The following is a 26,304-nucleotide window of genomic DNA, read 5'->3' on the forward strand; positions in this document are numbered from 1 at the left end:
TTACTCACGCTTAGTTATGACGATTGCTGATTGATCGCGATCTTTTGTTTAAACAAAATAGTGAAAAAATTCGGTAAATAGACCTAATTCCTCCGTTAAAAAATGACACCAACCCAAAATACACAACGATCATTTTGACTTTTTTCCTGGATAATTCCGGTAAAATGTGTAGCTATTTCCCTCCTTGATTTACTGATCAAAAAATGCCCTTAGGCAGACTGCTTTTTCACCAAAATTTCGTCCTCACTCCCCATTTTGTTAAAATTCTCAGTGGGTAAAGTAAAATAAAAGGAAGAACCTTCTCCTTTGATACTTTCTACCCATATTTCACCTCCGTTTTTTTCTAAAAAGCCTTTGACCAAAAGCAAACCGATACCTGCCCCCTTATTCTTTTTTCTTGCTTCTGAAAGGGTTTTCATTTTTGGGGTAAATAGATTTTTCAAGATTTCTTTGGTCATACCAGCTCCGGTATCTTTCACTTCCACAACAATTTTATCGTCTTTCCTTTTTGCCGAAACCGTTATTGTACCTCCCTTTTTTGAATGTTTGATGGCATTCGAAACGATGTTTTGAAAAATGGAAATTAACATTTTATCATCGGCAAATACGGTGGTTTCCTCTTCGACTTCCTGATGAAAATTTATCGTGTTTTTTGAAGCGGTTCCTTTAAAGGATTCAATGACTTTGGTGATGTATGGGGTAAGTTTCAGTTTTGTGGGAGAGAATACACCCGAGGCATATTTTATTCTTGCCCATTCCAGCAGATAATCCAACATATTCAACTCATCCTTCGAGGCATTGTGTATGATATCAAGCATTTCCTGAATCTCATCATGCGCCATGCTGCGATGATACTCTTTCAAATAGTCTGTCGTTCCCAATATGGTAGACAGAGGGCTCCTCAAATCATGTGAGAGTATGGCCAGAACACTATCTTTATGGGTATTGAGCTCTTCCAACTCCTTGATGTATTTTTTAATGGTTTCCTCCGATTTTTTTCTTTCAGTCAGGTCTCTCAATATTTTAACAAAACCCAACATTTCTCCTTCGGCCCCTATAAGTGGAAATACCACCCCATAAGCAAAAAACAGGCTTTTATCTTTGCCAATATGCCATCTATTATCCGTGGCCCTGCCCTCTTTTAAGGCTGTCTCAATCTCCTTTTTGTGAATACCGATATTTAAGTCTTCTTCAGTAAATATGATATCGAAAGGTTGACCGATAACTTCGTCAGTTTCGTATCCAAAAATCTTGGTCGAGCCAGAACTCCAACTGTTTATGTTGAATGCTGTATCCAATGTAAAAATGGAATAATCCTGCAAACTGTCAATTATTTGGCTGTAAAACTCAGCCGTTGGGGTATATTTATACTTAAGCATGGTAGGATTATCTGATTTGTTTTCCATTATTCTGTTATCGGTAGTGAAAAATGCAATCAACTGGAACAGTCAGCAGCAATTTTTTTGGTAGATGTTTTTAATTTTTACTTGAGGCCGGTATTCTTATTTTAACTATCTGAAGAACCAAAATTGATTGAATTCTCGATTTCTTTGGTATAGGCTTCGATAAATGCATTTCTCAGTAGGCCAAATACGGCCTGCCATGGATTGTTTTCAATATTCTCTACATGTCCTGAAAGCTCAACCCTTGAGGCAATTTGTTCTTCTTTTGGATTCTCTAAAACTTTTCCAAAAAAATCAACCACAGCTCCATACACCCTCTCGGGCAGGTTTTTATCCTCTGCTTCCTGGTTTACATCAAAATCCTCGATTACGGGTTTAACATAACCTGTGATTTCTCCATTTTCCACCAAAGCCTCACTGAATACACTTAAGGTGCCACTTTTCAGTTCCAAGTTTGCATAGGCTTCCATAAAGTTGTTGAACTTGACTAAATCTATGTCCTCAAAGGCTAAATTGAGATCAAATTCCGGTATTTCTTTCAAAATATTCACATGCATTTCCATGTCCATCTTACCCTCACCCATAGCATTGGAATTGATCTGAACGTAACCTGGAAGTGCTTTTTCTTCATCCTCCACATTACTTAGGTTCTCAGCATTTAAGTTGAAATTATCAAAATACACATCCACTTGAGGGTCTGCTGTTGGATCCAAATAGGCTATTTTGGCATTTGCGATGCTTAATTTGTTGATCTGAATGGGATTAAGTTCCTGAAGTTGTTCTGCAAAATGGAGCCTGGGTTCTTTCTCTTTTTCTTCCTCTTTTAACACCGTCAGGTTTACTTCCATCGAATCCATATGAATTTCTGAGACAAGCTTACCTTTCATAAGGGCTCTCCAATCCAAACTGAAGTCCAGAATAGGCAGTCGGATAATTGGTGTTTCAGGATCCTCTGAAGCTTCCTCATAGATTACGAGTTCGCCGATATTAAATGCTCCTTTATAAAGACTCATGGACAGGTCATTGATCGATCCATGGTAGCCCTCAATGTTTGCCAGTTGTTTATTGATTTGATGCTTGGCTATAGCAGGTAAAATCAGACGAATGACGACCAATACGACCAAGATCGAAATCAAAATGATGTATCTTTTTTTCATTTTAAATTTGTTTATCAATAATCAATGAGGGATTGACATCCTCCATTGGTGATACATTGTTAGCGATTAGTGTTTGGGGAATACCTGATTAGCATAAAGCAAGTCACATCTTCTAATCAAAGGCCTATTTTTAGCAAAGTAAATTCAACAATCATGCCGTAAAAATTACATAAATCCTATTTTTGATTAATTTTATACAAAAAAAATACAATTGCTTTTAATACATGTAATCCTTGGTCAATTGTAGAAAATCTCAGAGGAGACCATTCTTTTGAAGGTCTTCTTGCTGAGGCAGCGATGAACTTAAAAAGCAAGCTTTACTTTCTACGCACTATCGTCCCACAAAGTAAATCATGAAGCCCTTGCTTTTCTTTGTTGACGTCAATCATTAAGATTCCCAATAGGGTTGCCAAAGAAAGAACCTTCAAAGGAAATCGCACTATTGACTTTGTCACATTCAATTTGGATCCATTGGTATTGTATATTCTAAGTCTAACAAAAAGTTTTCCTAAAGTAGCTCCCATAGTCCCTTCCAAAATGGCAAAACATAGCCAAAAAGTAAAAACAGTAGAGAACCTAACTTCCGTAACATATAATTCTGACCCTGTCTGCCAATAGTATGGCCCGCCACTTACGGTTAAAACAATCGGGTATATTAGTAATTTGATCAGCATTAAATCAATAATGGCTGCAAACAACCTTAGACCTAATTGAAGTTCCAAAGATTCGGTTTGTCGTGCTTTTCTAAAAGTTATTTTTTTATTGTTGGGCATTTGACTTTAGGCATCTGGCTCGTTGAGAAAAAGTGACGAATGAAATCTACTCAAAAATTAATTAAAATATATTTATCATTTTAAAAATGATTTGGAAACTCAGGGAAAAATAGCCGACCTCTCTACTCAATGTGCTAGAAGTAGTTGCGGTTTTATTCAGTTTTTATGGCTTTATCTTTACATCCTTATAGGTAGTTTCCTTGTGGTGAGTAATCCTTTCTATGATTGCTATGTCACCTGTAGATTCTAAAATGATCATATCGATTTCTTCCAATGACGCAAAGCCTTTTTGTCGTGCAGCACTATAAATTTCTTCCACTGTCAATCTTTCCTTTTTCATGGATTGGTCTAAAAAATTTCCTTTATAGAAAATTAATGATGGCCTGCTGGTGATTAAGGTTTTAAACATTTTAACCCTGGCGGACAACCAAGTAAAAAGGAACTGAAATCCAATAAACAACAGAAAAGCAACTACCCCATTGGCAAGGGGTATGTTTTCGTTGAGCGAGACACTTGCAAGAATTGACCCTAATACGATCGTCACGACAAAATCAAAGGCATTCATTTTGGACAAAGTCCTCTTACCGGAAATCCGTAGCAAAAACACCATCGAAAGATAGGCCAATGAGGTCACACAGGCCACCCTGAACAGACTCTCCCAACTGTCAAACCAGATATTTTCCATAATATTTTTAATTAAAAGGTATGTAGCGTTAATAACCGAAACGAACCTTGTAAGCTACATATATATTCCTTTTTCTGGAAATAAACATGTGACAGCAATGGAATTACAGAAAGCTTATTTTTAGCAAAAAAAAGAACCCCTTATTCAACAATCAAATTTTCATGCTAATTCCATAACATAGATTTGTTATCATGTAACAATTTGTGTCAATTAATGATCACTTTTGTTGCAAAAATCAAACTAAGTGGAAATCCATCATCCTACTGGAATAATGCTTTTGATCATACATTTCGAATCAATTTTCTTAAACTCCTTACCAAGGCGTTAAAAGGTTTTGTTTTATCCATTTGAAATGTTGATGATGAAATGCTACACCAATGATATACAAGCTGTATATTTAGTAATAAAAGACCATTTTATGACAAGAATATGAAACTGTCCTTCCAAAAATTATTCTTTGTCCTGGCCTTTATCTTCGGTCTATTTGCCGTGATGGTACTGGCCAAACCTGTGCTGATTCCCCTAAGTATGGCTTTATTGCTATCATTTATCTTGTTTCCTGTAGTAAAAAAAATGGAAGGATGGGGCTTGAATAAATTGCTTTCTGCTTTTCTTTCCATATTGATGATATTTGTAATTGTAGGTTTGGGAATCACCCTCTTCTCTACCCAAATCATGGGGCTTTCAGATCAATTGAATGATTTTTCGGGAAAAATTATGAGTACATTATCAGAAGCTGTGTTCTTTGTCAACGATAACGTGAATTTTATCGGTGATTTAGAAAGGGAGGATCTGGTACAAAACGGAAAAGAATGGCTCAAAAATTCCTCCGGATCATTACTTCAAAACACCTTTAGTGGGACCACAGCATTTCTTGCGGGATTATTTACCACAGTCATATTTACTTTCTTAATCTTGATATATCGAGAAGGTTTAACCAGGGCATTTGTGGCTTTTGGGGATGAAGAAAATAAGGGTCGAATCTTCGACATGCTCAAAAAAATACAGCAAGTGGGCAAACAATACCTTTCGGGCATGTTCTTGTTGATTATCATCCTGGGTTTTGCCAACAGTTTGGGTTTGTTGATTATTGGCATTGATAGCCCTTTTCTCTTTGGATTTCTAGCCGCTCTTCTTTCCATAGTACCATTTGTAGGTACTACCATAGGGGCAACTATTCCTGTACTTTATGCTTTCATGTCGTCAGATTCTTTGTGGGTTCCCATTGCTGTTATCATTTTGTTCTGGGTGATACAAATCGTTGAAAGCAACTTCCTGAATCCGAAAATAGTAGGCAGTAGCCTCAATGTCAATGCCCTGGTGGCAATCTTAAGTTTATTGATCGGTTCGGCCGTGTGGGGAATTGCAGGCATGGTACTGTTTCTTCCTTTTGCTGCAATCCTTAAAGTAATCTGCGAAGAGTTTGATCAATTGAAGCCCATTGCCATGTTGATCAGTGACGACATTTCAGGGGAACAAAAAAAGGAACAAAAAAACACCATATGGTTTGAGAAAATAAAAGGATGGTTTAATAAAAGGTAAAATCCTATTCAGGATTATTCAACTTCTAATGCCTATTTTTAATTCATCCGATTCACTGACACATTTGATTTCAGACTTCTTCTATCCTCTTTTAAGAATAGGTGATGGTCGTATTTTCCATCTAGGGTCGCATAAGATTTATCAGTTAAAATTAATCAGTGCAGGTTTCCGAAGACTGCCTTGCTGCCAACTGCCATCCGTTTTCAGCCTTGATCCAAACGTTGGTAAATCTCCTAGGGATCCATGTTGCCTGATCCACAGAACCGTTGGCTGGCTGTTGAAGTTCTTTACCCATGACAATGGCCATGTCCTGATTAAAAGTAATCTCTTCAATGATTCTTTCCACTTTGGGAAAAACATGACCGCCTTTCATCAGTCCAATGATTTCTTTGGGCGTCACAATTCTTCCATTCGGGTTATTGACCACATACTTTTTAGACCAAATCTCCAATAAGGTGGTGGTGTCCCCTTGGTCAAGCAACTCAGTCCAACGTTTTTCCAATCGCCTGATTTCCTGCTCAGCTTGGGATTGTCCAAAAGAAACCGAAATGACAAAAAGAAATCCGATCAACAAGATAGTTGCTTTCATGGTCCAGGTTCTTATGTTTTGGGTTAATTTACAGGGATTACTATAATGAAGTCAAATCCAATTTACTTAAAAATCACTAAAAGGAGTTGATGGTGCTGAGTAAAAAATCTGTTGTCCCTCATTGATTCACCAAGCAACAGACATCAAAGAACCGAATTTTGCTCGAAAAATGAAGTAGCCTAAATTTAGAAAATGAAACCAAGGCCAAACTCAAATCTATCCCCTTCGAAAGTGCCGTCTGCTAAAGGAGATTTATTGTTTCTTATTTGATAGTTGCTTTTTACTACTATATTTCTTCTCGGGTTGAAGTTAGCTCCAATGGTTACTGCGGTTAAGTTACTTTGGAAAATGGGTTCTCCCACTAAACCTGGATCAATCTTACTGTGTGTGTTCAATCTTTCATAACGGATGAAAATAGGGAGCTTTATTTCATCGCTTTTTACTAAAAAGTTGTTCTTACTTTTAGCTGATTTATTATCAGCTTTAAAGATTGGCCAAATATCATACCCAATCTCAGTATAATAACCATAAACTTCGCTGCCTAATACCTGACCTGTATCATCCAGCGATGCCTGACGCGTGATCTCATAAAGTCCTTGGGCGTTGTCTGTTCCGCCTAGGGTACAGAGGGCCATAAAAGACCAGTTTCTATATTCCTTACGCACATAAGAACTTAACAAATACGTGTTGGAGCTTATATTATCCTTACTGATTTTGGAATATAGCCCATTCAAAGCCAATTCAGTGTTTTGGATTCCCGTGTATTTCAAGCTAGAGTTTGCAGTATAACCTTCAAAATTAAACCTGAGTGCATCCGCTCTTCCCCTCCTGATCCAGGTAGCACCTCTCAAATCTGTTGGATCCAAACCTTGATAAAGAGAAGCTGACCATTTGAGGTTTTTATTGAATTTACCATAAGTCATTATCCCCAAATCAATCCAAGTAGATGGGATGATTATTCGTTCAACTTCAGGGCGGTTGACGGTATAAAACATCACAGGCTCATCACTATTATTGATGTAACCGATCTGTGTCTGATGTGTACCTAAACGTAGATTGAATTTTTCACTGAACAAAAAATCTGCAAATACCTCAGGCTGAAACTCAAAATGACGTTCATTAGTCCCGTCATTCATATATTCAGCAAAAATTTCGGCGTATAGAACCAACCATTTTTTTGGCTTGTATGCAGCATATGCAACGAAGCGCTGCATATTGGTCATGTACAATTCAAGGTCTTCGCTCTGCGTATTTTTTTCACCAATGTAATTGATGAAATTAGATTCTCCGTAACCTGAAATTGTAAACTTAGAATCTGTAAAATAAATCTTCGAAGCAGCTATAGGTAAGCCTGATTGAGTTTCATAGGTGAGCGTATCAATTATTCTTTTTTTTTCTTGCGAATATCCCTCCCAATAGATAAATACCAACAATAACATTGATATGGTAAATTGCTTCATTTTAAGATTTAATTAACCTGAATTGCAAAGCACCTCAAATCAATCTTAAAAAGACCTTAAAATGGATAAAGATTAGCTTAATAGGTATTCGTTTTGGGGTTTGATTCAGGGACTACTGGCTAGAAACTTTGGAATTTATTTCCACTCTCTATTCAAACCGCACCTCAAATACATTCATGTTGTCGGAAGGGTTTGAGTAAGTGATTGTCCCTGAATTAAGTTCCAGAATCTTTTTGGTTAAAACCAAGCCAAGACCAAAACCGATTTGTCCTTGACTGTTTTTCCCCCTGAAAAAGTGATCGAAAAGGAAATTTTCCTCCTCTGAAGTAATGGGGGTACCAGAATTGATGATTTGGATTTTCAAAGCCTTGCTTTCAGAGCAATCGATTTTTATCTCGGCTTTGGGCTTGTTGCTGTAGGAAACACAGTTGGCTAATACATTCTGAATGGCTTGTTTGATTAGGACCGGATTGAGGTTGATGATGAGCTTATTTTCATTTAATTCATCAGGTAGGTAATTTACCTCAAAATGAAAATGAGGATAAATTGCATTAAGCTCTTCGATCACATCAAAAAACAGTTCATCAATTCTAAGTGGTTGTTTTTGGGTCTGCTGTCCCGACTCAATTTTGGAGATTTCAAGCAACACATTGATGATTCCTCCCAGAGATTTTGCTTTGATTATCTGGTTTTCTATTTCAGGCCTAACCGCTTCAATACTAGAAAAATCCTTGATCCTTTCAAGCTCAGATACCAATACCGATATAGGAGTTTTTAACTGGTGAGAAACATGGTGAATGGTGTGTTTTTGAAATACAAATGCTTCATTTGTCCTTCTCAGTAATTCGTTGAATCTTTGAGTCAATTGATTCAATTCAGATGTTGACGTTTCAATTGTCAATTCATCCACACTTTCTTTGCTGAGATCGTAATTGTTCAGTGTCTCCGCAAGTGCTGTTATGGGTTTTGAAATCTTGTTGGACAAATACCGGGAAACGAAAATGACCACTATACTAATGAACAGAAATATTCCTATGAGAACATTTCTTAAAAAAAACATTTTAGCATAGCCAAAGGCATCATAGGCCTTGCTAACGGCATAGTATTCTTGATTATCGGTTTCTGTATAAATACCTATAAGGTCATAATTTTCTTCTTTCGTTTCTATCCACCTTTGTGTGGGTGAAAGTTTGCTAAGCATGCTTCCCGCTTTCTCAATATCCAGGCTATCCAAACTTGCGAAAATCAGATTTTTGTTTGAATCATAGACAAGCAGTTTTTCATCGTAGAAATCATTGATATCCTGTTGGTCCAACAGGTAAGAAATCGTTGCACTTTCCTGTTGGAATTGTTCAATGAGTTTGATGGTGGTATGGATTTTTTCGTTTTGATGCTGTTGAAACTCCTCCTCTCTATATTCCGAAAATAGAATGTAAATGATGATTAAAGAAATTGCCGTAAGCGAAATCACTGTGGATGAAAAATAAATCAGTATTTTGTTTCTTATTCGCATTTGGTGATTTTTTTGCACTATTGGGTCTTTGGTCAATGGCTAATTAAATTCTTATCCATTTGTGTATCAAAAATTCGCACAACTAGCAATCCAAGTAATATCCGAAACCGACCTTGGTTTTTATCGTGTTTTTTTCAAATGGTTTGTCCAACTTGTTTCTTAAAAAATTCACATACACTTCTATGGTATTGGTATTGGCACCAAACGAGCTTCCCCAGATTTCTTTAATCAAATCTGCCTTGGAAACGATTTCCCCGTTTCTTTCCATTAGTCTGTGCAGAATCTGGTATTCCCTAGGTGTCAAACTGATTTCCTTACCCTTTCTGAAAACTTTTTTTTGATTATCATTCAGTATAATATCGTCTGCTACCCACATCTCCTTGTTTGGTGGATTGTTTTGTTTATTTCGTTTGAGAAGTGAATTAATCCTCAAAATAAGTTCTCGCATATAAAACGGCTTTGTGAGATAATCGTCTGCTCCACAATCAAAGCCCTGAACCTTATCTTCTAATTCACCAAATGCGGTCAATATAATAACCGGAGTAGTCGCATTATATCTTCTGAATTCCTTACACAAGTCAAATCCATTTTTTCCAGGAAGGTTGATGTCCATGACTATGCAGTCGAAATTATTTTTTTTCATCATCCTCTCCGCCAGTAATCCCTCATAAACACATTCGGTAATATGGTTTTCTGCCATCAGGGCTTCGCTTATATTTTTATTTAAAGTCGGATCATCTTCTATTATTAAAACCTTCATATTAGTTTATTAATTATTGGGCTCATGGGTTATTGGTTCATCTATCAAAATCCGAAGCTCATTACGTGATGTTGCTTTCGTGTGGAAATAAGTATGATTAAGCTTGGATCAAGCAATTCTTCTTCATAGAAATACATCACTCCCGGCCATAGCAGGGAAACCCATACTTATGTAGGGGCTGTTAGGGGTTCATGTTACATCAATTGTCTCTTCATTTAGAAAATATGTCTTTGTCCCATTTGCGAAAATCATAATATTTGCTTTTGGGTTCACCCGTCCAACCATTTATACCTTTTTTCTTTGGCAAGTAATACCCGTGGATGTATAACAAAGGGAAAATGAAAAGTGCTAAAAAGCCCATTGACACTCCTCTGCCAAAATAAATCGATACTACACAAATTACTATAAGAGTCAAAATATACTTGACCACTCTTCGGATTTTCGGTGTTCTTTCTTCAAAATGACCCATTAATATATTGCCTAAGGCATAGATTATACTCACTATTGCTATTTCAAACCAAAGAGAATCTGTTTCCCACATGCTATCCTTTTTTGTTTTTTAGGTTTTATTGTAGCTCGAATACTTTGTTACTTTAGTTGCATAAGCTAAACATGCTAAAATATCTTTTTCCTCTAGATTAGAGTAACCTTCCACTCACTATAGGTTGATCCGGCGGTCTGAATTTAGCCATAAAGCAAGGATTTCGATTGACTTAAAATTTGTGCTTTACCGTCTTCGGTAAACCCACTTTTTTCAGCCTTTTCTTATTTCGCCTTGACCCAGTCAATCTGAACTTGTTGTTTTCTGGTTTGCCTGACCAATCTCATTTAGCCCCGATTTCATTTTAAATTGCACATTTTCGTCTTGTTTTCAGGTTGTCGGGTGTCCTGTCCTCCATTCCTTTCCGCTTTCACCTTCAAGTTTAGAGCTTTTCCTGTGTTTTCGAGTTTTTCTGTTCTTTTGTTTTCTGTTTTCAGGTTATCCAATTGACCTGTTACCCTTTCCTTTCAGCTTTCACCTTCGAACTTCGAGCTCTTCCTATGTTTCTCAGTTATTCTGTTCTCCCGACTTTCAGCTTTCACCTTTGAGCTTCGAGCTTTCCTTTTTTATCCAGCATACCCTACAATTCAAAACCTCTTGCTTTTTATCTCATATCTAATTCACCCTACTTCGAGTTTTGAGGTTTTCTCTGTTTTCTGATATCCAGTTATTCTGCTAGCAATCCCAAAGTCCATTGAATGAATTCAACTTCATCCACGATTGACCAGGAATGGGGATGTCTTAGTCCGCTGCTTCTGTAACCGGGGGATCTGGCGGTCATGAATTCTGCTTTGTCATTACCGTTTAACAACAGCCGATTGATTAATTCAGAGGCTGTCAGTTGGTTGGTATCGTAGAGGCTTCTCCTCCTTTCTTTCAGCTGCCATTCCACATCCAAGTCATGGTAAACTCTTACTGCCACTTCTTTCAGGAATTGCGCATTTCCCAGTTCTTTTTGTTTTGACCTGAACGGGGTAAGTTCGTTGTACCTCGCTTCGTTGGTCTCGGGCGTTCCGATTTCATTTGTCATGATTTCAGTGACGAATTCTGCTTCGAAGACCCCTGCCTGAGAAAAGTTCTTTTCCATCTCTCTCTGAAAATAGTCCCAGATATCAAACAAATCAATGGGAGAATCCACGCTAAACACACCCTGTGGTATAATGGGATACGCTGAAGGATTTGCCATACAGTGTTCCACAAATCTCAAGGAAATGGTACCGCCAGCAGAAAATCCACCCATAACAAACTTTGTCTTGTCCAAGGTTGGGTTTTTACTTAAAAGGTCACTCAATCCACGGTTCAGTTTGTCCACCACCTCCTCGTCGGCATACAATTTTTGCCCTCCTGCAATGGCCATGGTCACAATCCCGTTGGCATAGGCAACATTAAACAGCTTTGATTCGGGGAAAATACTTTCGGGATCCTGACCGTAGCCCGGCATCAGAACCAATACCCCGTTGATGTCCTCGGAAAGCGGTCTTAGGAGCAAATAATAATCCTTTTCGTCATGCTCGTTAAAAGAGACTTTTTCGAAGGTTTGTCCCATGGTTATGGAACAAATTGAAAGTAGGAAAATTGTTAGCCATTTGGTTTTCATATGTAAAATTAATTAGGGCAAGTGGGGATTTTACATAGGCCAGTGATCATTGTCAGCTTCATGTAATTTTGAAACAACCAACCTTAGTAAATATCCAGCCTGACACTTTTGGATTGGTCCAGTTACAGTACGAATTTGTTTTTTGTCAATTCCATAATTCATTTTTTTCGGTCAAAACAATTGGCTTGTTTTCAGTGATCACTATGGTATGTTCATGCTGAGCCATATGGCCCCCTTTGTTTCCTATTAAAGTCCAACGATCATGGTGCTCGATGGCATATGATGAGGTTGTAGAAATAAAGGTCTCAATGGCCACTACAGAATTTTTCTTAAAACGCCTCTGGTCAAATGGATTTTTACAATTCAGCAATTCATCTGGCTGCTCATGTAAGCTTCTACCGACTCCATGTCCACCTAGATTTCTTATGACTTTAAATCCCCTTTTTTTGGATTCTGTTTCCATAAGGTGGCCGATATCTGAAATCTTTACACCTCCTTTTATCTGGCTTATCGCAAGCTTCAAAATTTCTCTGGATGCGTCAACAAGTTTTTGATGACCGTTCAGATCTTCGCCAAGGACAAAGGAAGCACCATTGTCAGACCAAAACCCGTTCAATTCAGCTGACACGTCTATATTGATCAAGTCTCCTTCTTTCAAAACTCGATTTGAGGAGGGCACGCCGTGGCAAAATTCGTTGTCAACACTGATACAGGTCCATCCTGGAAACTTATAGGTCATCAACGGTGCTGACCGTGCTCCAAAATCTTTTAAAATACCTGCCCCAAAATCGTCAAGTTCCTTGGTTGTCATACCGGGTTGGGCATAGTTTCTCATGGCCTTCAAGGTAGAAGCCACCACATCGCTGACCTCTTTAATTCCGATCATTTCTGACTCTTTTGTTATGGACATATTTTTAATATTTGTGGCTGCCGGTTTTTAGCTTTCTGACTCTCGAATGGTGGACAGGGAAAGAATGCAATTTGACTGAATTAAGATAGGAAACTCCGCTTCCGAATTCATGGTTTTTTTCTACTATTTTTCTTCATTTTTTTACAATATAAATAGATCATATCAGTTGTGTAAATGCCCTTATCACCCAATTCTATCGCTTTAAAGAAATCCTCGCATGCACTGGCGGTTTGTTCAGGAGTTGGCTCTAAATTTCCGGTACTGGTGTAGGCATTGATCTTTGCATTCCCTCTATTCGTATAGGCTTCCATGTAATTCGGATTTAAGACTATTGCTTTGTCAAAATCCATGATCGCTTTTTCAAATTCAAATCCATTGCTGTATGCTGTACCTCTATTTAAGTATACCTGCGCAACGGTTGGGTTTAGTTCAATGGCTTTATCATACAGTGGAATTGTTTCTGATGGAGCTAGTATTCCTGTCATTTCTGAGGCTTTATTCATTAATTCCATAAACTCCGGTGCATATCCTGCCTTGCCATCATTAAAAAAAAACTGCCTAAGTAATCCTCCATTTTTATCAAATTCAAAATATTCACCTTGTTGAATTCCATTTTCAAAATTAAGAACAACATACTTTTCACCCGTCTCATGATATATAGTCCATAATCCAATTTCTTTGTTGTCTTCAAATTCACCCTCTTGTTTTAAATTGCCGTTCTCAAAATACTCTTTTGAAAATCCATGAGGGTAAGCATTCTTGTAGTATTTTTCAGTCCTTTTATTTCCATTGGGATAATATTGGACCCTTAAGCCATCAAGTTCTCCACTCACAAAATTACCTGTACCTTTAAGTACTCCATTTTCATATCTTTCTTCAAATTCGCCGGAGTAAGAAAGGCTATCCCCCTTCTTACACCATAATCCATTTACTCTTTCCAAATCATCGATATTGACTTGTCCAAATATTGAATTGCTGTAAATCAATAAGATTCCGAGAAAAATCATTGTCCTCATACAGTTTGTATTTAGGGTTTGGCAACTTGTAAATTGCAATTAAAATACTAAGCAAGTTTTCTTATTTCGGCAGCATAGGTACGTCAAAAGCATTCTTAAATTAAAACTAAAATTGTTTAGATAAAGTCATACTAAAAATATCATTCTGATTTTAAAGATGCAAAACAGAAAATAATGATTCAATTAATTACTTTAGTTTTTTGTTTTTCTGTTTTCAGATTTCCATTTCCTTCGAGCTTTGAGCCTATCCCTATTTCCTTGGCTTTGCCTCGCTACCTGCCAGGATACCTCCATCAATGGTCAGCTCTATTCCTGTCACATATTTGCTCTCCTCACTTGCCAGGTATAAAATGCCAAAAGCCACATCAAGGGGTTCACCGAAGTGTCCCATCGGAATGCCGAACTCGACTTCTTCAATCATACTTTGTCTCTCCTCTCCTTCTCCAAGCATGGCCTCCCACATGGGTGTCATGATCGCTGCGGGATGCACGCTGTTGCACCTGATTTTAAATCCGTTTTCGGCACAGTAAAGGGCCACGCTTTTGGTATGGTTTCTCACCGCAGCTTTGCTTGAAGCATAGGCTACGGCACCCGGGATGCCCACCACCCCACTTCTTGAAGAGACATTGACAATGCTACCGCCCATTTCTTTCATCAGCCGAATGGCATATTTGCAGCCCAGCATGACACCTGTAGCATTCACCCGATGAACCTCTTCCCAGGACTTTAAATCGACATTTTCAGCATCCCATGGTCCGGAAGATTCCAGAAATCCCGTGATTCCTGCATTATTGACCAATACATCAAGTCGCCCGTATCTCTTTGCGATATGTTCTGTCGCTGAAATCCAATGGTCCTCATTCCCTACATCCAAATGTAGGTATTCGGCCTTCTCTCCCAATTGTTCTGCAACTTTCCTCCCCTCATTGTCAAGAATGTCGGATATCAGGACAGTCGCACCTTCTTTGTGAAACAATTCTGCGGTTGCCTGTCCGATTCCCCGGGCGGAACCTGTTACCAATGCGATTTTATTGGTTAGTCTCATTGTCAATGGTTTTGGTTTGGTCATTCAAATTTCCGAATGTTACCTTATCCAGCCAATTTTTTCAACCGTTTGGCGGTTTTTTTATTATAGCTCTTAAATTTATCCACAAGCACCCCTTCCTCATTAAAAAAATAAAATGTTGGCCAGCTTTTTCTGCTTAAATAGGTGGAGGCAAAGCCAAATTCGTCCCAAAGATTAGTCCAAGTGATTTTATCTTTCCTATCCTGGTACGAGTTGAGCCAAATTTCTTTGGTTGGATCTTCCCAAATGGTCACCAGTTGCACAGAATTATTGTCCAATTCCGAAAACTGTTTGAGCAGTCCTATACTCGCAAGAGAAAATGAACAGCCAGTTGAGAACAAGGCAATCAATGTGGGTTTATCATTCCTGCTAATGACTGGTATTTGATCCCCGCTTTTATCAGGTAAAGAGAAGTCTTTCAGTTGATCCCCTTTTTTAATTGGTTTTCTCCTTTTGGCTTCAAGGTAATTATCTATTCTTTTTACGTAGATAGATTTCTTGTATTCTTCTGGGACATTCTGAGTAAACTTGTCTAAATCATCAATGGCAATCTTTTCCTTTTCTCTTTCAGTGAAATACAAGCTCGGAATCTGATTAGGATTGCGAAGTATAAATGCAATTTGTTCTTTTCCTCTTAAAGCTTCTATCTCATCCGAAATGGATTGGTAAGGCATTATACCCTCCATTTGGAATGTGCGATCTTTCCAATCTATGTTGACTTTTACACTGTCACTTTCAAACCAAATTCGAGGCAACTGATGCTCAATTTTTCCTCGCTTTGAAACTTTATCTAACGTAAAATAGGAAGGGAATTGTGTTATGCTGGCATCTACTGAAAAACTTCCACTACTTGATAAGTTCAATGGCATCAATTCACCTCCGACAGCCAAAAAAACAAATTCTTCTGAATTGAAATTGTCAATCTGCCCATAGATATTAACGGTATACTGAGCTATGACTTGAAAAGTTGCTATAAAAAAGAGCAGGGTCAAAATTGGTTTTTTCATTTCATCGGTTTTAAAATGCTAGCCAAATAAAATATTAAGTTGGCAATCCTAAACAAGATGCTAAACACCAAATGATCAACAAATTACCATGGTACATCAACTGATTTTAAAACTACATTTTTATTTCACATCATCAAATGAAGATCTGAATTTTTGAAAAGATTTTCTATGCAGGTAGAGAAGAAATCTGATTTATCCAGTAAAATCCTAGATTCTAGTCACAAATCTCGAATTTAGCCATTCTCGCATCACAAATTATTTACATCTAAAGGAAATCTTTTAATGAGGATTGCAAATGTATTTAAGCCGAAAATTACTTGAGTCAATCTTAACAGTTGGTCAAATGTAAGTCGGTTAAATTTTTTCTTTTTTTAACCAGCATTTACTGCTATTATTTTAATATATCAGTGATTTTTTACTATTAACTTATTTAGTTCTGCAGCATTTAGTTTTTTCAAAGATTCTGATAAGATTACTCCATGGGCACCTATTCGCGTACCAAAATCATTGTACAATAATTTTTCAACCTGACAAATTTCATCAAACCCAGTTTCTAAAGGATGAAGGATTACAAATACATGCCTGAATTTTAAATCTCCCCCACATACCATATTCATCATTTCTCTTCCTAGTTTTTCCGCAACTAAGTTGTTTGCTATCAATAGCCTGTTTGATGAAAAAGGGAATGTTGATTTTTGAGTGATCATCTTTCCTGTTTCTAAGTTCTTTATTTCCAATTGATTTCGGGAAATTATTAAATAAATGAAAAGTTTTGATCTAAAAAACCTTACCCAGAAACAAAAAAAATTCATTGCATCATTTAAAATTGGATTCATTATAACGGAATATTTAAGCCATTTTTCTTTTAAGATTCATTTATTTCAGCTTGTAATTTTTTTAGTTCTTTAGCTTTTTGAAAAGCAATTTCTAAGCCCCTATCTATAATTTTCTTTGCATTCTCTTTATTGTCCATTACAGTCCATTCAAATTGTCCTGATTCTAAATACACGTCAAGATTATTTTCCTGAAAATTGATCAAACTTTTGAATAAAAGTCTGATGTCCTCGAGTTCGTATTGATCAGTTATTTCTTTATCATTGGTCAATTGAAGCAACGAAGAATATTTTAAACCCATTGCCAAATTAAATTTAAACTTAAACATCCCATCGTGGTATTTTAAAAATTCATTCACCATAAGATTTTCAAATTCCACTTCGGAAATAAAATTTAGGACCTCTTGATTTTGTTGAATAAAAGATTGAATTACTTCTTTGATTTTCATTTTTATTGCTGTTTAAAATGCGCTAATCGATAATAGATTTCGGGTGAGACTATAGCACAAAACCTTCTTTACTATTTGAAAAAATAAAACCAGGTCTTTGATAAATTAAAATCCGTCATTTACTCAATTGATTATCTATCCCTGTAAAAATCATTTTCTAGCTTGACTTTTATATTTTTTAACAAATTCTTCTGCATCTCTAATATTTTCAGGATATGCAACATAGTAATGGTCAGCGCTCAATTTATTTTTCGTTTCCAGTTCTTTAAAAACGTGTTGGTAATGAAAACCATTTTCTATCAGATATTTAACCGTTTCCCACTTTTTGTCATCCGCTTTTTTGGGAGGTCTGAATCGGTGTGGCAAAAGTATCATTGGCTTACCACATTCAGGACAAAGGTATTGAAGTTCAGAGCCACTATCGAATGGCCGGCTAAATGCCATCTTACATTCTATACAAACTTTTTTATGTCCCATTTCTTCATTTTAGCTGCTAAGAAAACTAAACAATACAATAAAATTAGGTACTCTTATTATATCTTTATTCAGGATGCTACATAATTCTCAACTATCAAAGATAACTCAGTTTTTTAAGTCTATCTTCTTTCTCAATCAGTGCACATCAATACCATCAAAATAAATTTCTGTTATTGCCGTGTGGTCATACAATTCGCCTTCGTAAACATCCATAATTTCAAATTTGATTGTCCACCAGGGTTTCGTTCGCAATTGCTCCCAATTATCTTTATCATGATAGCCTAAGGGTTCAAATTTAAAGTGCTGTTCTTGTCTGCTGTCTTTAAGGTTGAGGATTGCAAGGAGCTTGTCGTCCACAAACATTTTGAGTTTTTTGACCCTTGAATTTTCATTCCAAGCTGCTTTGGATTTTACATATCCATTTACGATAATGATTTCAGTAATGCGAGGGTTATTTGGCGGAAAATGGTAAATCACATACTCGCCAATTCCGTATCCTGGGACACCTTCAATCCAAGCAGTCTGATAGTCAAGATCGTGAATGTTTTCTGCTGAATAACTTATATCCTTTTCAGTTTTCAATGATGACGAAGCCGAAGTAGTATCAATTCCGCCTCCGCAATACCAGCTACACCCTATCCCTAAAATGTCCCAATAGCTTTCGTAGCTCTCATCACAATTGTGATATATTTCCCTGTCCGTCGGGCTAAGCATTTCATATTCTGTTTGATTACTTACTTTTTTCCATACTTTCTCGCACAACTCCCGTTGTCGTATAAATTCAATTTCGCCTTCTACACTTTTGTCAACAAGAACACCCAGAGTAGGATGCATTTCCTTAACAGCCTGAGCATAAGTTGTCATGCTGATCAACGTAAAAACATATGTAAGTATAATCCGCATTTTCTGCTGTTTTAATGAAGACCTAACGTTTGGTGAAATAGGGAATTTCGGAGAACCAAACGGTAGCCTGCAAAAATGCCAAATAGAAGAACAAATGTTCCGAAAACCTCTATCTGCCCCATGTTTTCTTAACTGCTATTGTTGTGGGCCGTTCGCGTAAGCCAGTATTCCTTGTCGACCGAGTCGTCTCTATTTCTTTTGTCGCAAATTCTCTCAGCTATAAATGTTGCCCAACCAGTTCTTTGTTTTCTTTGATTAGTTTTTTTATTTTTTCAACAGTTATAAAGAGTCCCTCATAGTATTCTCCGGTCTGAAATTTTGGTGCCATATCTTCTATGATTATCCGATAAGCTATCTCATCTTTTATGATTTTCCCAAGTCCATCACTGACTTCAATTCTCATTTGCCTGTCTTGAAGCGCTACTGTGATAAGTATTCCATCATCGTAATCTTTTCTACCAATTCCCCAATTACTAGCTTTTCTAAGCGAATAATCTTCAATTGATTCACCATCCAATGACTCTATTGTCAGGATTACGATTTGAGAGCCAATGCTTTGTTCTAATTCTCTGATTTGGTCTGTTAAGCTAGATATTTCCTCATCTGTCAAAATATGAGCCCAGTCATTTACAAAGTAAATGCTTTGCCCCTTCTTCTGTCCACAAGAAAAAGTAAACAATGCAACAAAGAGGAATAGGTATAATATTTTTTTTTTCATTTCTTGTCAGCAAAGGGCCCACAATGTTAAGCAAAGGTAATTGTTTCCAGGAGCACTGAGACCCATTCAACATTAGCAAATGATGTGGGAAGTTGTTCCTGACATTCCATAATCTTAGTTCGTACCGTTTTAACATTATCTATGATTAATCAAGTACAGGAACACTTCAGCTGCATGCCAGGTATGTGGTGCAGATATTTTTTCCGTAACATAGACATCATCAATTAGCTTTAGGTTTTCATATTTTGCCTGACTGGCCTCTTGTTCCCAGGTTAAAGGGTAAAGCCTGTTGCTTATCGGATTTCTTTTCTTACCATGAAAATTGTCTGCAGCCCATCCAATGTAAGGGTATTTATCATTTTTCCATTCATCATAGGCATCGGTTGTGCCCTCAAGGTAGTCCTCTTTATAATCCCACCAGAAAAGTGAAGAATAATCATCTTGGATCTTTGGAATAGCATAAGGATCATTGATACCAAGGCTCTGTAAACCATATTTCATCCATTTGGTTTGATAGACGGGTGTTTCATGAAAATCTGATAATCCTTTGATATACAATCCGTTTTCGTCTTCTACCTCAAATTCCTTCACTTCTTCCAGGATCTTTTGAACGAGTGGGTGGTCCTTATCTGAAAACAGAGATAAGAGGTACAAGGTCTGTCCAAGATTATCGGGCTCAGTAATTCCGGCATTGTTGCGGTCATAAACCTCGTTGAGGTTCAGCACCCAGTCTTTGATCAAATCTAAATTGCCTGTTTCTTTCAGGCACATGGCCATCATGGCAGCATCACGCCTCCAAGGTTTGTCATATACAATGAAGTTGGGAACCGGCTTGCTATCCACAATATTGACAAGAATCTCATGGTTCAGAACCTTCAGTATTTCACTGTATTTATGTCCTGTGAAGGTTGGCAGTTTTATGGATGAGTTTGTTCCGTCAACCCGCTTATTTTTGTTGCCTTCTTTGATAAAAACACCATTTTCATCTTCATAAATCGTGACAAATACATCTGTAAGGGTTTCAATTTCAACTCGGTATTCATTGGGGATTATTAGGACTTGCTTAACAGGCCATTGCCTGATTATTTCCCCTGATAGGGCATTTTTTAAAACTCCATCCTTGTACAAGAGTTTTGTCCTGTTTCCCATGCCAAACAAGAAAAATTCAATGTCTGGCATTTCCATAAATCTGAACTCTTCTTCAAATTCTGACAATTGATGGATATACTTTTTTAAGGATGTTGATTCTTTTGTATGGAGTAACTTGAAATCAGGAAACAATACATCGTAATCTGCCATAGATTGGCCGGCTTCTGCAAATGGCACGAGTAGCATTTCTGAAACAACATTGTCTCGTAGAACTGAAACAGCATACAACTGGTCTCCATTCCACCCCCATTTTGGCAATCCATTTGCGTCAGATACATTTTTATCGGCTGCCAATAATTGTGGACCACGTTTGAGGGCAACCTCCTTTGATCCTTTATTGTTGTCGTTCATTTTTACAACTGGCATTTCCGTTACAATTTCCATTATGTCCTCATTTTTCCAGTCTCTTTTGATATCCAATATTGAACCTGGTTCTCCTTCAAAAATTTCATCATCGATTTTTACTGTAAAGTCATTTGCCCAATCCGGTACATTAAATAGGATAGAGGCATTTTTGATCGATTCTGAAGTAGATTTAATGGTAACCTTAGCGTTTCCATTTTTAGGGAAATCGGTTTCAATCATTAATGTAACAGGAATTTGTTCACCCTTTTGAGTAAAATATGTCTCAGTTTCTGAAGCAGTCAGCAACGTAATGATAGGGGCATCATTAAGGCGCCCAACTATCAAGTTTGAAATAAGGGACACACCTCTCGGTATACTTGAGGAGCAGCAGCTTATATCAGGCAATATTCCATGTGTGACTTCACCAAAACGCTTGCGGCCCGTTAAAGGCAAAAAATAGCATACTTCTCCATTTTGTGGATTCTGGGATGGCAAAATGGCATTATAAACAGTGTTTTCTATTTGCTGCATGTACTTTTGTTCTCCTGTAATTTCCAACAACCGCATGTTCATCTGAAGCCAGGTAACAGAAACACACCCTTCCCCCGGGCCACAGAATTTTGTACCATAGGCATAGTTTCCTGTTGGATTCAATACAAGATCATCCTGAAAATGTTCGGTATGGCTTGTGGTACCATTGATGTATAAACGGTGGGTAACTATATCGTTCCATGCATTTTGAACTGCCTTCAGGTAATCGCTTGTTCCTGTTACTTTGTATAAGTCAAGTAGTCCAACAAGGCATGACATCATCTCATAAGCCTTGTTATTTGCGGTCTTATACACATTGCCGTGTTCCAGTAAACTTGATAGTATTTTCGGGCCATTATCCTGCTCCCAAGACTTTACCAGGTACTCACAAAAGTCCAAATTTTCTTTTTTCCCGGTAATTGTATAAAGTTTTACCATTGGCTCCAGGACACTCGTTGGGGCCATTCCCTCATGAGTTCCGGAAATTATAATATCCTTTTTACCTTCACCAAAGGTTGATCTCAGAAGGGTTGCCATTCTTACACAAGCTGACAATGCATGAGGGTCTTTGGTTAAGTCGTAGTAGGCAAGAAGGCCAATCATATTGTATTTGTGGCTCCACACATCCCATGAAGTCCACCTGTCCTTTTCTTCATATGTACCTAAATAACCATCGGTCAATTGGGTTTTTATCAACTCTTTTGCCGCATAATCAATCCTATCTTTGAGCGCTTGATTGCCGGAATGCTGATATTCCAACACTGCTGCATGGAGAAACTTTCCCACATGCTCACCAATCCATTGTTGGGCGCCTGGCCTGTTTCTGTATGGCTCCAATATGCTTTCCAAATCTATTGTTAGCAGCCTTTTTTCAAGATTTATGCTTGTTTTTTCTTCCAAATACCCCCCTGCTGCAAGGAAAGTGTTCTCGCTCAGTTCAAATTTATCATTGAAGGAAGTTGCGGTTTGAGCCCGACCTATTGATTGCATCGAAACAGCAAAAATAATCAACACCAATACATACAAGGGGTTTGTATTTGTTTGTTCGGATCTCAAAAATTCTGATTCTGTGAAAAATAAACTTATCCTTCTCATAATAATTGTTTAGGCAGGTTACTTTCAATTAGCTTCAACATTCCCTGTGGTAACCGTGTCAGATTTTCATATACTTTACTACAGTATTAAAGATAATTAAAACTAGAATACTTTCTGTCACCACTTCAGTCAGCATAGTTACAACACAGTCTTGGCAGTTCGGCTTTCTTTATTCGCTAATTGACCAGATTTTATGACTCTATTTATTCTTGGTTGCAAAAACCATATACCGATTGGTAGAAAAAAGATTAGAAAAAAGTCAGCAAAATATTCAGCAAACGAGGCTTTTTTACCCAATTCGATTGATTTCAAAGTTTTAGCAGGAAAGGCAATAGAATAAAGGAAAGCATAAAACACATAAAAGAATGGTATGGCTAACAAACCATTGAATGTCATTCCTTCTCCATCCGATAAAATCATTATTGCTGAAGATACCGTAATCCAAATGAAAAAATTGATTAAGAAAAAATTGTAATTTAGTTCTATTTTTTTAGGTAAATAATCTTGTAAAAAGTGTCCGATTGCCAAAGGGTAAATTCCATATATCAAATTTCCTGCTGTTGTCAATATTGCGTTTATTGTTGGTTCATTTTCTACACGGGAACCCCCAACAAAGAGCCCAAATATTAACAGAATAAAAATTTGCCAATGTTTCGCTGTTAAGAGTTTTTCCATTTTGAGCGTTCTTTTTATGAAAAGTGTTAAATAGCTGACCGTAAACTTTTCTGGTTTAGACGGCTACTGAAGCAGAATTCTTTCCTTCAATGACAATCTCCATCAGAGGTCAAAGCTCGAATTTAAGATGATTCCACCATAAGCAAAATGCTTTACCACAGCTTTTTTTATTTTTCTGATAATTCGTTCAATCTGTCATCAGTCTCGTCAATTTCCATTGCTTCATTTAAATATTTTCGAATAGCATTTTTTATTGATTCCGTGTCGCCATTTTGAAGTAAAGTTAAATATGCCGCAAAGTTTATGGAATCATATTCATCATCAATGCTGTCCCCTACTCCAAAAGGGCTCCATCCATTGAGTATTTGTCTTATCCTATTAAAGTATTGCCTTGCGGATGTCAGTCAACAGCCACTAGACAAATGCAAATTATTCGTGGATTCCTTGAAAAACAAACGCTGTATCCAAAAAAGCCCTGAAAGATGAATGCATCAATCAGGGCTTTATTTCAAGGGTTCATCTCTAGTCGGTTTAATATTATCGGGTCGTGGTTCTTTTCTTTGACTTTTTTGAAACTATATTATAGTCAATGCAAATTTTTAATAAGTAATCAAAATCATTTTTGTTCCTAAAACCTGCCGGATTTATGTAACAATATCCTTTGTACTCTTTACCTTTCATTAACATTGTTTCATATCCACTCCATTCGTAAAGTTCTTCTTGACGATTGGGGTCAAACCGTAACATCAATTTTTCTCCACTAACGCATACGCAGGTTTTTCCATTAACCATAAAGTTGAGAACAGAGAACATTCCTTTTTCTTCAACAGCTAAGTTTGGAATTTCTGAAAGATACTCACGGACTCTGTCAGCAAGCCCTATATCATACGGCATAGCCCATCATTATTTTCGTGAGTGCAGTCCAAGGGTGTTGCCTTCTGTGTCAATGAAAATCGAAACATGGCCAAAATCGCCTATATGCAATTTAGGCTGCACCACTTTTCCCCCTGCTTTCTCAATTCTCTGTTCTTCTGCAACGCAGTCTTCGGTTTCAAAATAAATAAGCGTATTGTTGCTGCTTGGTGAATAATCTGCTTTTTCCACCAATGCACCCGAAATATTTGGACTTTCAGGGCTAAATGGAAATACCGCTTGTTTACCCCATTCAATGGGAAGGTCAGTTAGTTTTACATTGAAAACTTCTTGATAAAAGTTCTTTGCTCTTTCAAAATTGGCCACGTGAATATCGAACCAACCTACAGGATTTGAATTGTTCATTACTTTAAAATTTAAAGGGTTTTTGCATTATTGCAGTGCAAACTTACCTTATGTCGAAAAATCAAAATTGTAAAAATGGGACAAGCCTAATTCTCCCGATCAAATATTAAAGACATTTTAAGGTCTTCACCATAAAATTCTTTGGGTGTTAGCCCGGTAAACTCTTTAAACTCTTTTATAAAATGTGCTTGGTCAAAATATTCATTTTCATAAGCCAAATCCGTTAATTTATCGACATCTTTTGTCAATAACGACTTTAATGCAGCTTGTATTCGTATTGTTTTTGAGAGTTGCTTTGGGCTTAAACCGATTGTTGACGAAAATTTTCTAGCTAATTGTCTCCGATTAATTTTAATTTTTGCAGCATGTTCATTTACAGAAAATTGTCCCTTAGCGTTTAAAATAGTTTCAATGGTTGATTTTGCAATCTTGTCAATGGTTTGTTTATCAGTCAAACGTTTTAATAAAAAGGCTTCGATCAGGTTTATTCTCTCTGAAGTTGAATTTGCGTTTAAAATTTTTTCTCCAATTTCTTCCCCTTCTTTCCCAAATAGCTTATTTAATGGAATAGCCGTGTTTTCCATTTCCTTTATCGGAATGGTCGAGAAGGGTACAAAACCGTTCGGGTGAAATCGAACAACAAATGAGCCCGTTATCCCAATTGGTTCTACTACATAAGGTTTGGTCAATTGTCCAATTAAGAAACATTTTGGCAAAATTATACTTTCTCCGTTACCAGGGTGGTGTTTGTATGTTTCTCCGTAATGAAAAATTAATTTCATAGTTCCATCAGGAACAATGGTATTTTTAACAGGTGTATCTTCTTTGGCACCTTCCAATGTCCAATAGCACCTGACGAAGTCGCTCAATTCGCTGTTTGGTTCAAATATTTTGGCTTCCATGCACTTGATGTGCGGCTTTTTTTAATAAATTTCCCTATGTTTTTCTACAATATTTAATCTTGACAATAAAACTACCTTCTTGGACATTGAGACGTCTTCTGCTCAATGCTAGTTATGGTTTTAAAATGATTCTTCAGAAATTTGCTTAAGGTAATCTTTCATGTATTCTAGATATTCATTTTCAATAGATATAGTTTGTGTCAAACCTGCTATCATCTTATCTCTATATTCAATATAAATAGCATTTCTTTCATTTAATAATTCTCTATGTCTTGACCCTCTTTTTCGAATTTTTTCTGGACTGTCAATAGGAGTATTATTATTCAGCTCTATTTGTGTATTATTATATTTTAAATCAATTAAGAATTTGGTTGGATGCCCTGCTAGATTTTCAAGGGTACTCGTCTTTAGTTTAAATATCAGATTAATTAAAATATCATCTTCTACATATAATTGTAAAAGAGCCTCACTTGATAAAACTTCTTGGTAAACTTGATCATAAAAGTACATCTTAGAGTTTATTTCATTATTGTCATATTCATCAATTAATGTTGGACTAGATTCTGTTAAAAGTCCTATCCACTTTTTAAAATTCTTGTGGAAATCAATTAACGTAAGTCTTTCATCATTTTTATGACTAATCTGTAAATTAGTTAACATATCAAGCTTAGCTTTTAAATTCGCGTTCTTCTCAATAAACTGCTGTTTGATTGATTCTACTTTAAATGTTAATTTTTCAATATCTTCATTAGTAGCAATGTTTTTACCCTTCTCTAAGAAGTAGGACTTAAAAAATGCCAGATAAAGACCTATGAAAATTATAACAACTTGTAATAAAATTTGAATCTCCATTTTCTATCTTTTAAAGATTAAATCTTTTCTAAAATTCCCATATACTCTTTGATAAATTTCTTTCCTATTAAGATATAG

Annotated in this window: 26 protein-coding genes; 1 reads left to right on the forward strand and 25 read right to left on the reverse strand. The window is 36.8% G+C overall.

Annotated features, from left to right (window positions below):
• Window positions 1-209: 209 nt before the first annotated feature.
• The 4 genes from H1A14_RS21070 to H1A14_RS21085 form a co-directional block, all read right to left on the reverse strand.
• A complete protein-coding gene (locus tag H1A14_RS21070; protein WP_194778288.1) occupies window positions 210-1,406 on the reverse strand; it encodes a PAS domain-containing sensor histidine kinase in 1,197 nt (398 codons plus the stop codon).
• Between the two features lie 101 nt (window positions 1,407-1,507).
• Window positions 1,508-2,560: a DUF748 domain-containing protein gene (locus H1A14_RS21075; protein WP_194778289.1), complete on the reverse strand. Its 1,053-nt coding sequence runs from the start codon at window positions 2,558-2,560 to the stop codon at window positions 1,508-1,510.
• Window positions 2,561-2,877: 317 nt separating this feature from the next.
• Window positions 2,878-3,333 (reverse strand): RDD family protein, encoded by a 456-nt coding sequence (locus H1A14_RS21080; RefSeq protein WP_194778290.1) that lies wholly within the window; start codon window positions 3,331-3,333, stop codon window positions 2,878-2,880.
• A gap of 163 nt (window positions 3,334-3,496) precedes the next feature.
• Complete coding sequence (locus H1A14_RS21085) at window positions 3,497-4,018, reverse strand: DUF421 domain-containing protein (RefSeq protein ID WP_194778291.1); 522 nt, start codon at window positions 4,016-4,018, stop codon at window positions 3,497-3,499.
• A 429-nt stretch (window positions 4,019-4,447) separates the two neighbouring features.
• Here H1A14_RS21085 and H1A14_RS21090 point away from each other — a divergent pair, with 429 nt between their 5' ends.
• Complete coding sequence (locus tag H1A14_RS21090) at window positions 4,448-5,560, forward strand: AI-2E family transporter (RefSeq protein ID WP_194778292.1); 1,113 nt, start codon at window positions 4,448-4,450, stop codon at window positions 5,558-5,560.
• A gap of 151 nt (window positions 5,561-5,711) precedes the next feature.
• Here the strand turns inward: H1A14_RS21090 and H1A14_RS21095 are convergent, their stop codons facing one another.
• From H1A14_RS21095 to H1A14_RS21195, 21 genes are all read right to left on the reverse strand, one after another.
• Complete coding sequence (locus tag H1A14_RS21095; protein WP_194778293.1) at window positions 5,712-6,149, reverse strand: nuclear transport factor 2 family protein; 438 nt, start codon at window positions 6,147-6,149, stop codon at window positions 5,712-5,714.
• A 185-nt stretch (window positions 6,150-6,334) separates the two neighbouring features.
• Complete coding sequence (locus H1A14_RS21100) at window positions 6,335-7,609, reverse strand: hypothetical protein (protein ID WP_194778294.1); 1,275 nt, start codon at window positions 7,607-7,609, stop codon at window positions 6,335-6,337.
• Window positions 7,610-7,757: 148 nt separating this feature from the next.
• Window positions 7,758-9,122 (reverse strand): sensor histidine kinase, encoded by a 1,365-nt coding sequence (locus H1A14_RS21105; RefSeq protein WP_194778295.1) that lies wholly within the window; start codon window positions 9,120-9,122, stop codon window positions 7,758-7,760.
• An 82-nt stretch (window positions 9,123-9,204) separates the two neighbouring features.
• A complete protein-coding gene (locus H1A14_RS21110; protein ID WP_194778296.1) occupies window positions 9,205-9,882 on the reverse strand; it encodes a response regulator transcription factor in 678 nt (225 codons plus the stop codon).
• A gap of 211 nt (window positions 9,883-10,093) precedes the next feature.
• The gene (locus H1A14_RS21115) at window positions 10,094-10,423 is read right to left on the reverse strand and encodes a hypothetical protein (RefSeq protein ID WP_194778297.1); all 330 of its coding nucleotides are present in this window, start codon (window positions 10,421-10,423) and stop codon (window positions 10,094-10,096) included.
• 667 nt (window positions 10,424-11,090) lie between these two features.
• A complete protein-coding gene (locus H1A14_RS21120; RefSeq protein ID WP_194778298.1) occupies window positions 11,091-11,969 on the reverse strand; it encodes a hypothetical protein in 879 nt (292 codons plus the stop codon).
• Window positions 11,970-12,165: 196 nt separating this feature from the next.
• On the reverse strand, window positions 12,166-12,930 hold the full coding sequence (gene map, locus H1A14_RS21125; protein WP_194778299.1) for a type I methionyl aminopeptidase: 765 nt from the start codon (window positions 12,928-12,930) through the stop codon (window positions 12,166-12,168).
• Window positions 12,931-13,037: 107 nt separating this feature from the next.
• Window positions 13,038-13,946 (reverse strand): toxin-antitoxin system YwqK family antitoxin, encoded by a 909-nt coding sequence (locus H1A14_RS21130; protein WP_194778300.1) that lies wholly within the window; start codon window positions 13,944-13,946, stop codon window positions 13,038-13,040.
• Window positions 13,947-14,196: 250 nt separating this feature from the next.
• Window positions 14,197-14,991, reverse strand: coding sequence for an SDR family oxidoreductase (locus H1A14_RS21135; RefSeq protein WP_194778301.1), 795 nt, complete (start codon window positions 14,989-14,991; stop codon window positions 14,197-14,199).
• A 44-nt stretch (window positions 14,992-15,035) separates the two neighbouring features.
• Window positions 15,036-16,019 (reverse strand): TlpA family protein disulfide reductase, encoded by a 984-nt coding sequence (locus H1A14_RS21140; protein WP_194778302.1) that lies wholly within the window; start codon window positions 16,017-16,019, stop codon window positions 15,036-15,038.
• 404 nt (window positions 16,020-16,423) lie between these two features.
• Window positions 16,424-16,855, reverse strand: a complete 432-nt coding sequence (locus H1A14_RS21145) for a hypothetical protein (protein WP_194778303.1) — start codon at window positions 16,853-16,855, stop codon at window positions 16,424-16,426.
• 29 nt (window positions 16,856-16,884) lie between these two features.
• The gene (locus H1A14_RS21150) at window positions 16,885-17,301 is read right to left on the reverse strand and encodes a hypothetical protein (RefSeq protein ID WP_194778304.1); all 417 of its coding nucleotides are present in this window, start codon (window positions 17,299-17,301) and stop codon (window positions 16,885-16,887) included.
• 150 nt (window positions 17,302-17,451) lie between these two features.
• On the reverse strand, window positions 17,452-17,778 hold the full coding sequence (locus tag H1A14_RS21155) for a hypothetical protein (RefSeq protein WP_194778305.1): 327 nt from the start codon (window positions 17,776-17,778) through the stop codon (window positions 17,452-17,454).
• A 135-nt stretch (window positions 17,779-17,913) separates the two neighbouring features.
• Entirely contained in the window at window positions 17,914-18,681 is a 768-nt protein-coding gene (locus H1A14_RS21160; protein WP_194778306.1) for an NADase-type glycan-binding domain-containing protein, read from the reverse strand.
• A gap of 217 nt (window positions 18,682-18,898) precedes the next feature.
• Window positions 18,899-19,399, reverse strand: coding sequence for a TPM domain-containing protein (locus tag H1A14_RS21165; protein WP_194778307.1), 501 nt, complete (start codon window positions 19,397-19,399; stop codon window positions 18,899-18,901).
• Between the two features lie 135 nt (window positions 19,400-19,534).
• Window positions 19,535-22,519, reverse strand: coding sequence for a beta-L-arabinofuranosidase domain-containing protein (locus H1A14_RS21170; protein ID WP_194778308.1), 2,985 nt, complete (start codon window positions 22,517-22,519; stop codon window positions 19,535-19,537).
• A gap of 138 nt (window positions 22,520-22,657) precedes the next feature.
• Window positions 22,658-23,194, reverse strand: a complete 537-nt coding sequence (locus tag H1A14_RS21175) for a hypothetical protein (protein WP_194778309.1) — start codon at window positions 23,192-23,194, stop codon at window positions 22,658-22,660.
• Window positions 23,195-23,731: 537 nt separating this feature from the next.
• On the reverse strand, window positions 23,732-24,088 hold the full coding sequence (locus H1A14_RS21180) for a TfoX/Sxy family protein (RefSeq protein ID WP_194778310.1): 357 nt from the start codon (window positions 24,086-24,088) through the stop codon (window positions 23,732-23,734).
• A 9-nt stretch (window positions 24,089-24,097) separates the two neighbouring features.
• Window positions 24,098-24,472 (reverse strand): VOC family protein, encoded by a 375-nt coding sequence (locus H1A14_RS21185; RefSeq protein ID WP_194778311.1) that lies wholly within the window; start codon window positions 24,470-24,472, stop codon window positions 24,098-24,100.
• A gap of 86 nt (window positions 24,473-24,558) precedes the next feature.
• Window positions 24,559-25,374: a helix-turn-helix domain-containing protein gene (locus tag H1A14_RS21190; protein WP_194778312.1), complete on the reverse strand. Its 816-nt coding sequence runs from the start codon at window positions 25,372-25,374 to the stop codon at window positions 24,559-24,561.
• Between the two features lie 120 nt (window positions 25,375-25,494).
• Window positions 25,495-26,226, reverse strand: coding sequence for a hypothetical protein (locus H1A14_RS21195; RefSeq protein ID WP_194778313.1), 732 nt, complete (start codon window positions 26,224-26,226; stop codon window positions 25,495-25,497).
• Between the last annotated feature and the right edge of the window lie 78 nt (window positions 26,227-26,304).

The sequence above is a fragment of the Pararhodonellum marinum genome (assembly GCF_015354735.1).
GTDB lineage: Bacteria > Bacteroidota > Bacteroidia > Cytophagales > Cyclobacteriaceae > Pararhodonellum > Pararhodonellum marinum.

Bases quoted from the DNA above. Each gene is read 5' to 3' on its own strand.
- H1A14_RS21150 (WP_194778304.1), bottom strand. From the start codon at position 17,301: ATGAAAATCAAAGAAGTAATTCAATCTTTTATTCAACAAAATCAAGAG.
- H1A14_RS21080 (WP_194778290.1), bottom strand. From the start codon at position 3,333: ATGCCCAACAATAAAAAAATAACTTTTAGAAAAGCACGACAAACCGAA.
- H1A14_RS21140 (WP_194778302.1), bottom strand. From the start codon at position 16,019: ATGAAAAAACCAATTTTGACCCTGCTCTTTTTTATAGCAACTTTTCAA.
- H1A14_RS21105 (WP_194778295.1), bottom strand. From the start codon at position 9,122: ATGCGAATAAGAAACAAAATACTGATTTATTTTTCATCCACAGTGATT.
- H1A14_RS21160 (WP_194778306.1), bottom strand. From the start codon at position 18,681: ATGCGGATTATACTTACATATGTTTTTACGTTGATCAGCATGACAACT.
- H1A14_RS21130 (WP_194778300.1), bottom strand. From the start codon at position 13,946: ATGAGGACAATGATTTTTCTCGGAATCTTATTGATTTACAGCAATTCA.
- H1A14_RS21115 (WP_194778297.1), bottom strand. From the start codon at position 10,423: ATGTGGGAAACAGATTCTCTTTGGTTTGAAATAGCAATAGTGAGTATA.
- H1A14_RS21170 (WP_194778308.1), bottom strand. From the start codon at position 22,519: ATGAGAAGGATAAGTTTATTTTTCACAGAATCAGAATTTTTGAGATCC.
- H1A14_RS21195 (WP_194778313.1), bottom strand. From the start codon at position 26,226: ATGGAGATTCAAATTTTATTACAAGTTGTTATAATTTTCATAGGTCTT.
- H1A14_RS21090 (WP_194778292.1), top strand. From the start codon at position 4,448: ATGAAACTGTCCTTCCAAAAATTATTCTTTGTCCTGGCCTTTATCTTC.
- H1A14_RS21165 (WP_194778307.1), bottom strand. From the start codon at position 19,399: ATGAAAAAAAAAATATTATACCTATTCCTCTTTGTTGCATTGTTTACT.
- H1A14_RS21145 (WP_194778303.1), bottom strand. From the start codon at position 16,855: ATGAATCCAATTTTAAATGATGCAATGAATTTTTTTTGTTTCTGGGTA.
- H1A14_RS21185 (WP_194778311.1), bottom strand. From the start codon at position 24,472: ATGAACAATTCAAATCCTGTAGGTTGGTTCGATATTCACGTGGCCAAT.
- H1A14_RS21180 (WP_194778310.1), bottom strand. From the start codon at position 24,088: ATGCCGTATGATATAGGGCTTGCTGACAGAGTCCGTGAGTATCTTTCA.
- H1A14_RS21075 (WP_194778289.1), bottom strand. From the start codon at position 2,560: ATGAAAAAAAGATACATCATTTTGATTTCGATCTTGGTCGTATTGGTC.
- H1A14_RS21070 (WP_194778288.1), bottom strand. From the start codon at position 1,406: ATGGAAAACAAATCAGATAATCCTACCATGCTTAAGTATAAATATACC.
- H1A14_RS21135 (WP_194778301.1), bottom strand. From the start codon at position 14,991: ATGAGACTAACCAATAAAATCGCATTGGTAACAGGTTCCGCCCGGGGA.
- H1A14_RS21175 (WP_194778309.1), bottom strand. From the start codon at position 23,194: ATGGAAAAACTCTTAACAGCGAAACATTGGCAAATTTTTATTCTGTTA.
- H1A14_RS21085 (WP_194778291.1), bottom strand. From the start codon at position 4,018: ATGGAAAATATCTGGTTTGACAGTTGGGAGAGTCTGTTCAGGGTGGCC.
- map (WP_194778299.1), bottom strand. From the start codon at position 12,930: ATGTCCATAACAAAAGAGTCAGAAATGATCGGAATTAAAGAGGTCAGC.
- H1A14_RS21095 (WP_194778293.1), bottom strand. From the start codon at position 6,149: ATGAAAGCAACTATCTTGTTGATCGGATTTCTTTTTGTCATTTCGGTT.
- H1A14_RS21120 (WP_194778298.1), bottom strand. From the start codon at position 11,969: ATGGGACAAACCTTCGAAAAAGTCTCTTTTAACGAGCATGACGAAAAG.
- H1A14_RS21100 (WP_194778294.1), bottom strand. From the start codon at position 7,609: ATGAAGCAATTTACCATATCAATGTTATTGTTGGTATTTATCTATTGG.
- H1A14_RS21110 (WP_194778296.1), bottom strand. From the start codon at position 9,882: ATGAAGGTTTTAATAATAGAAGATGATCCGACTTTAAATAAAAATATA.
- H1A14_RS21155 (WP_194778305.1), bottom strand. From the start codon at position 17,778: ATGGGACATAAAAAAGTTTGTATAGAATGTAAGATGGCATTTAGCCGG.
- H1A14_RS21190 (WP_194778312.1), bottom strand. From the start codon at position 25,374: ATGGAAGCCAAAATATTTGAACCAAACAGCGAATTGAGCGACTTCGTC.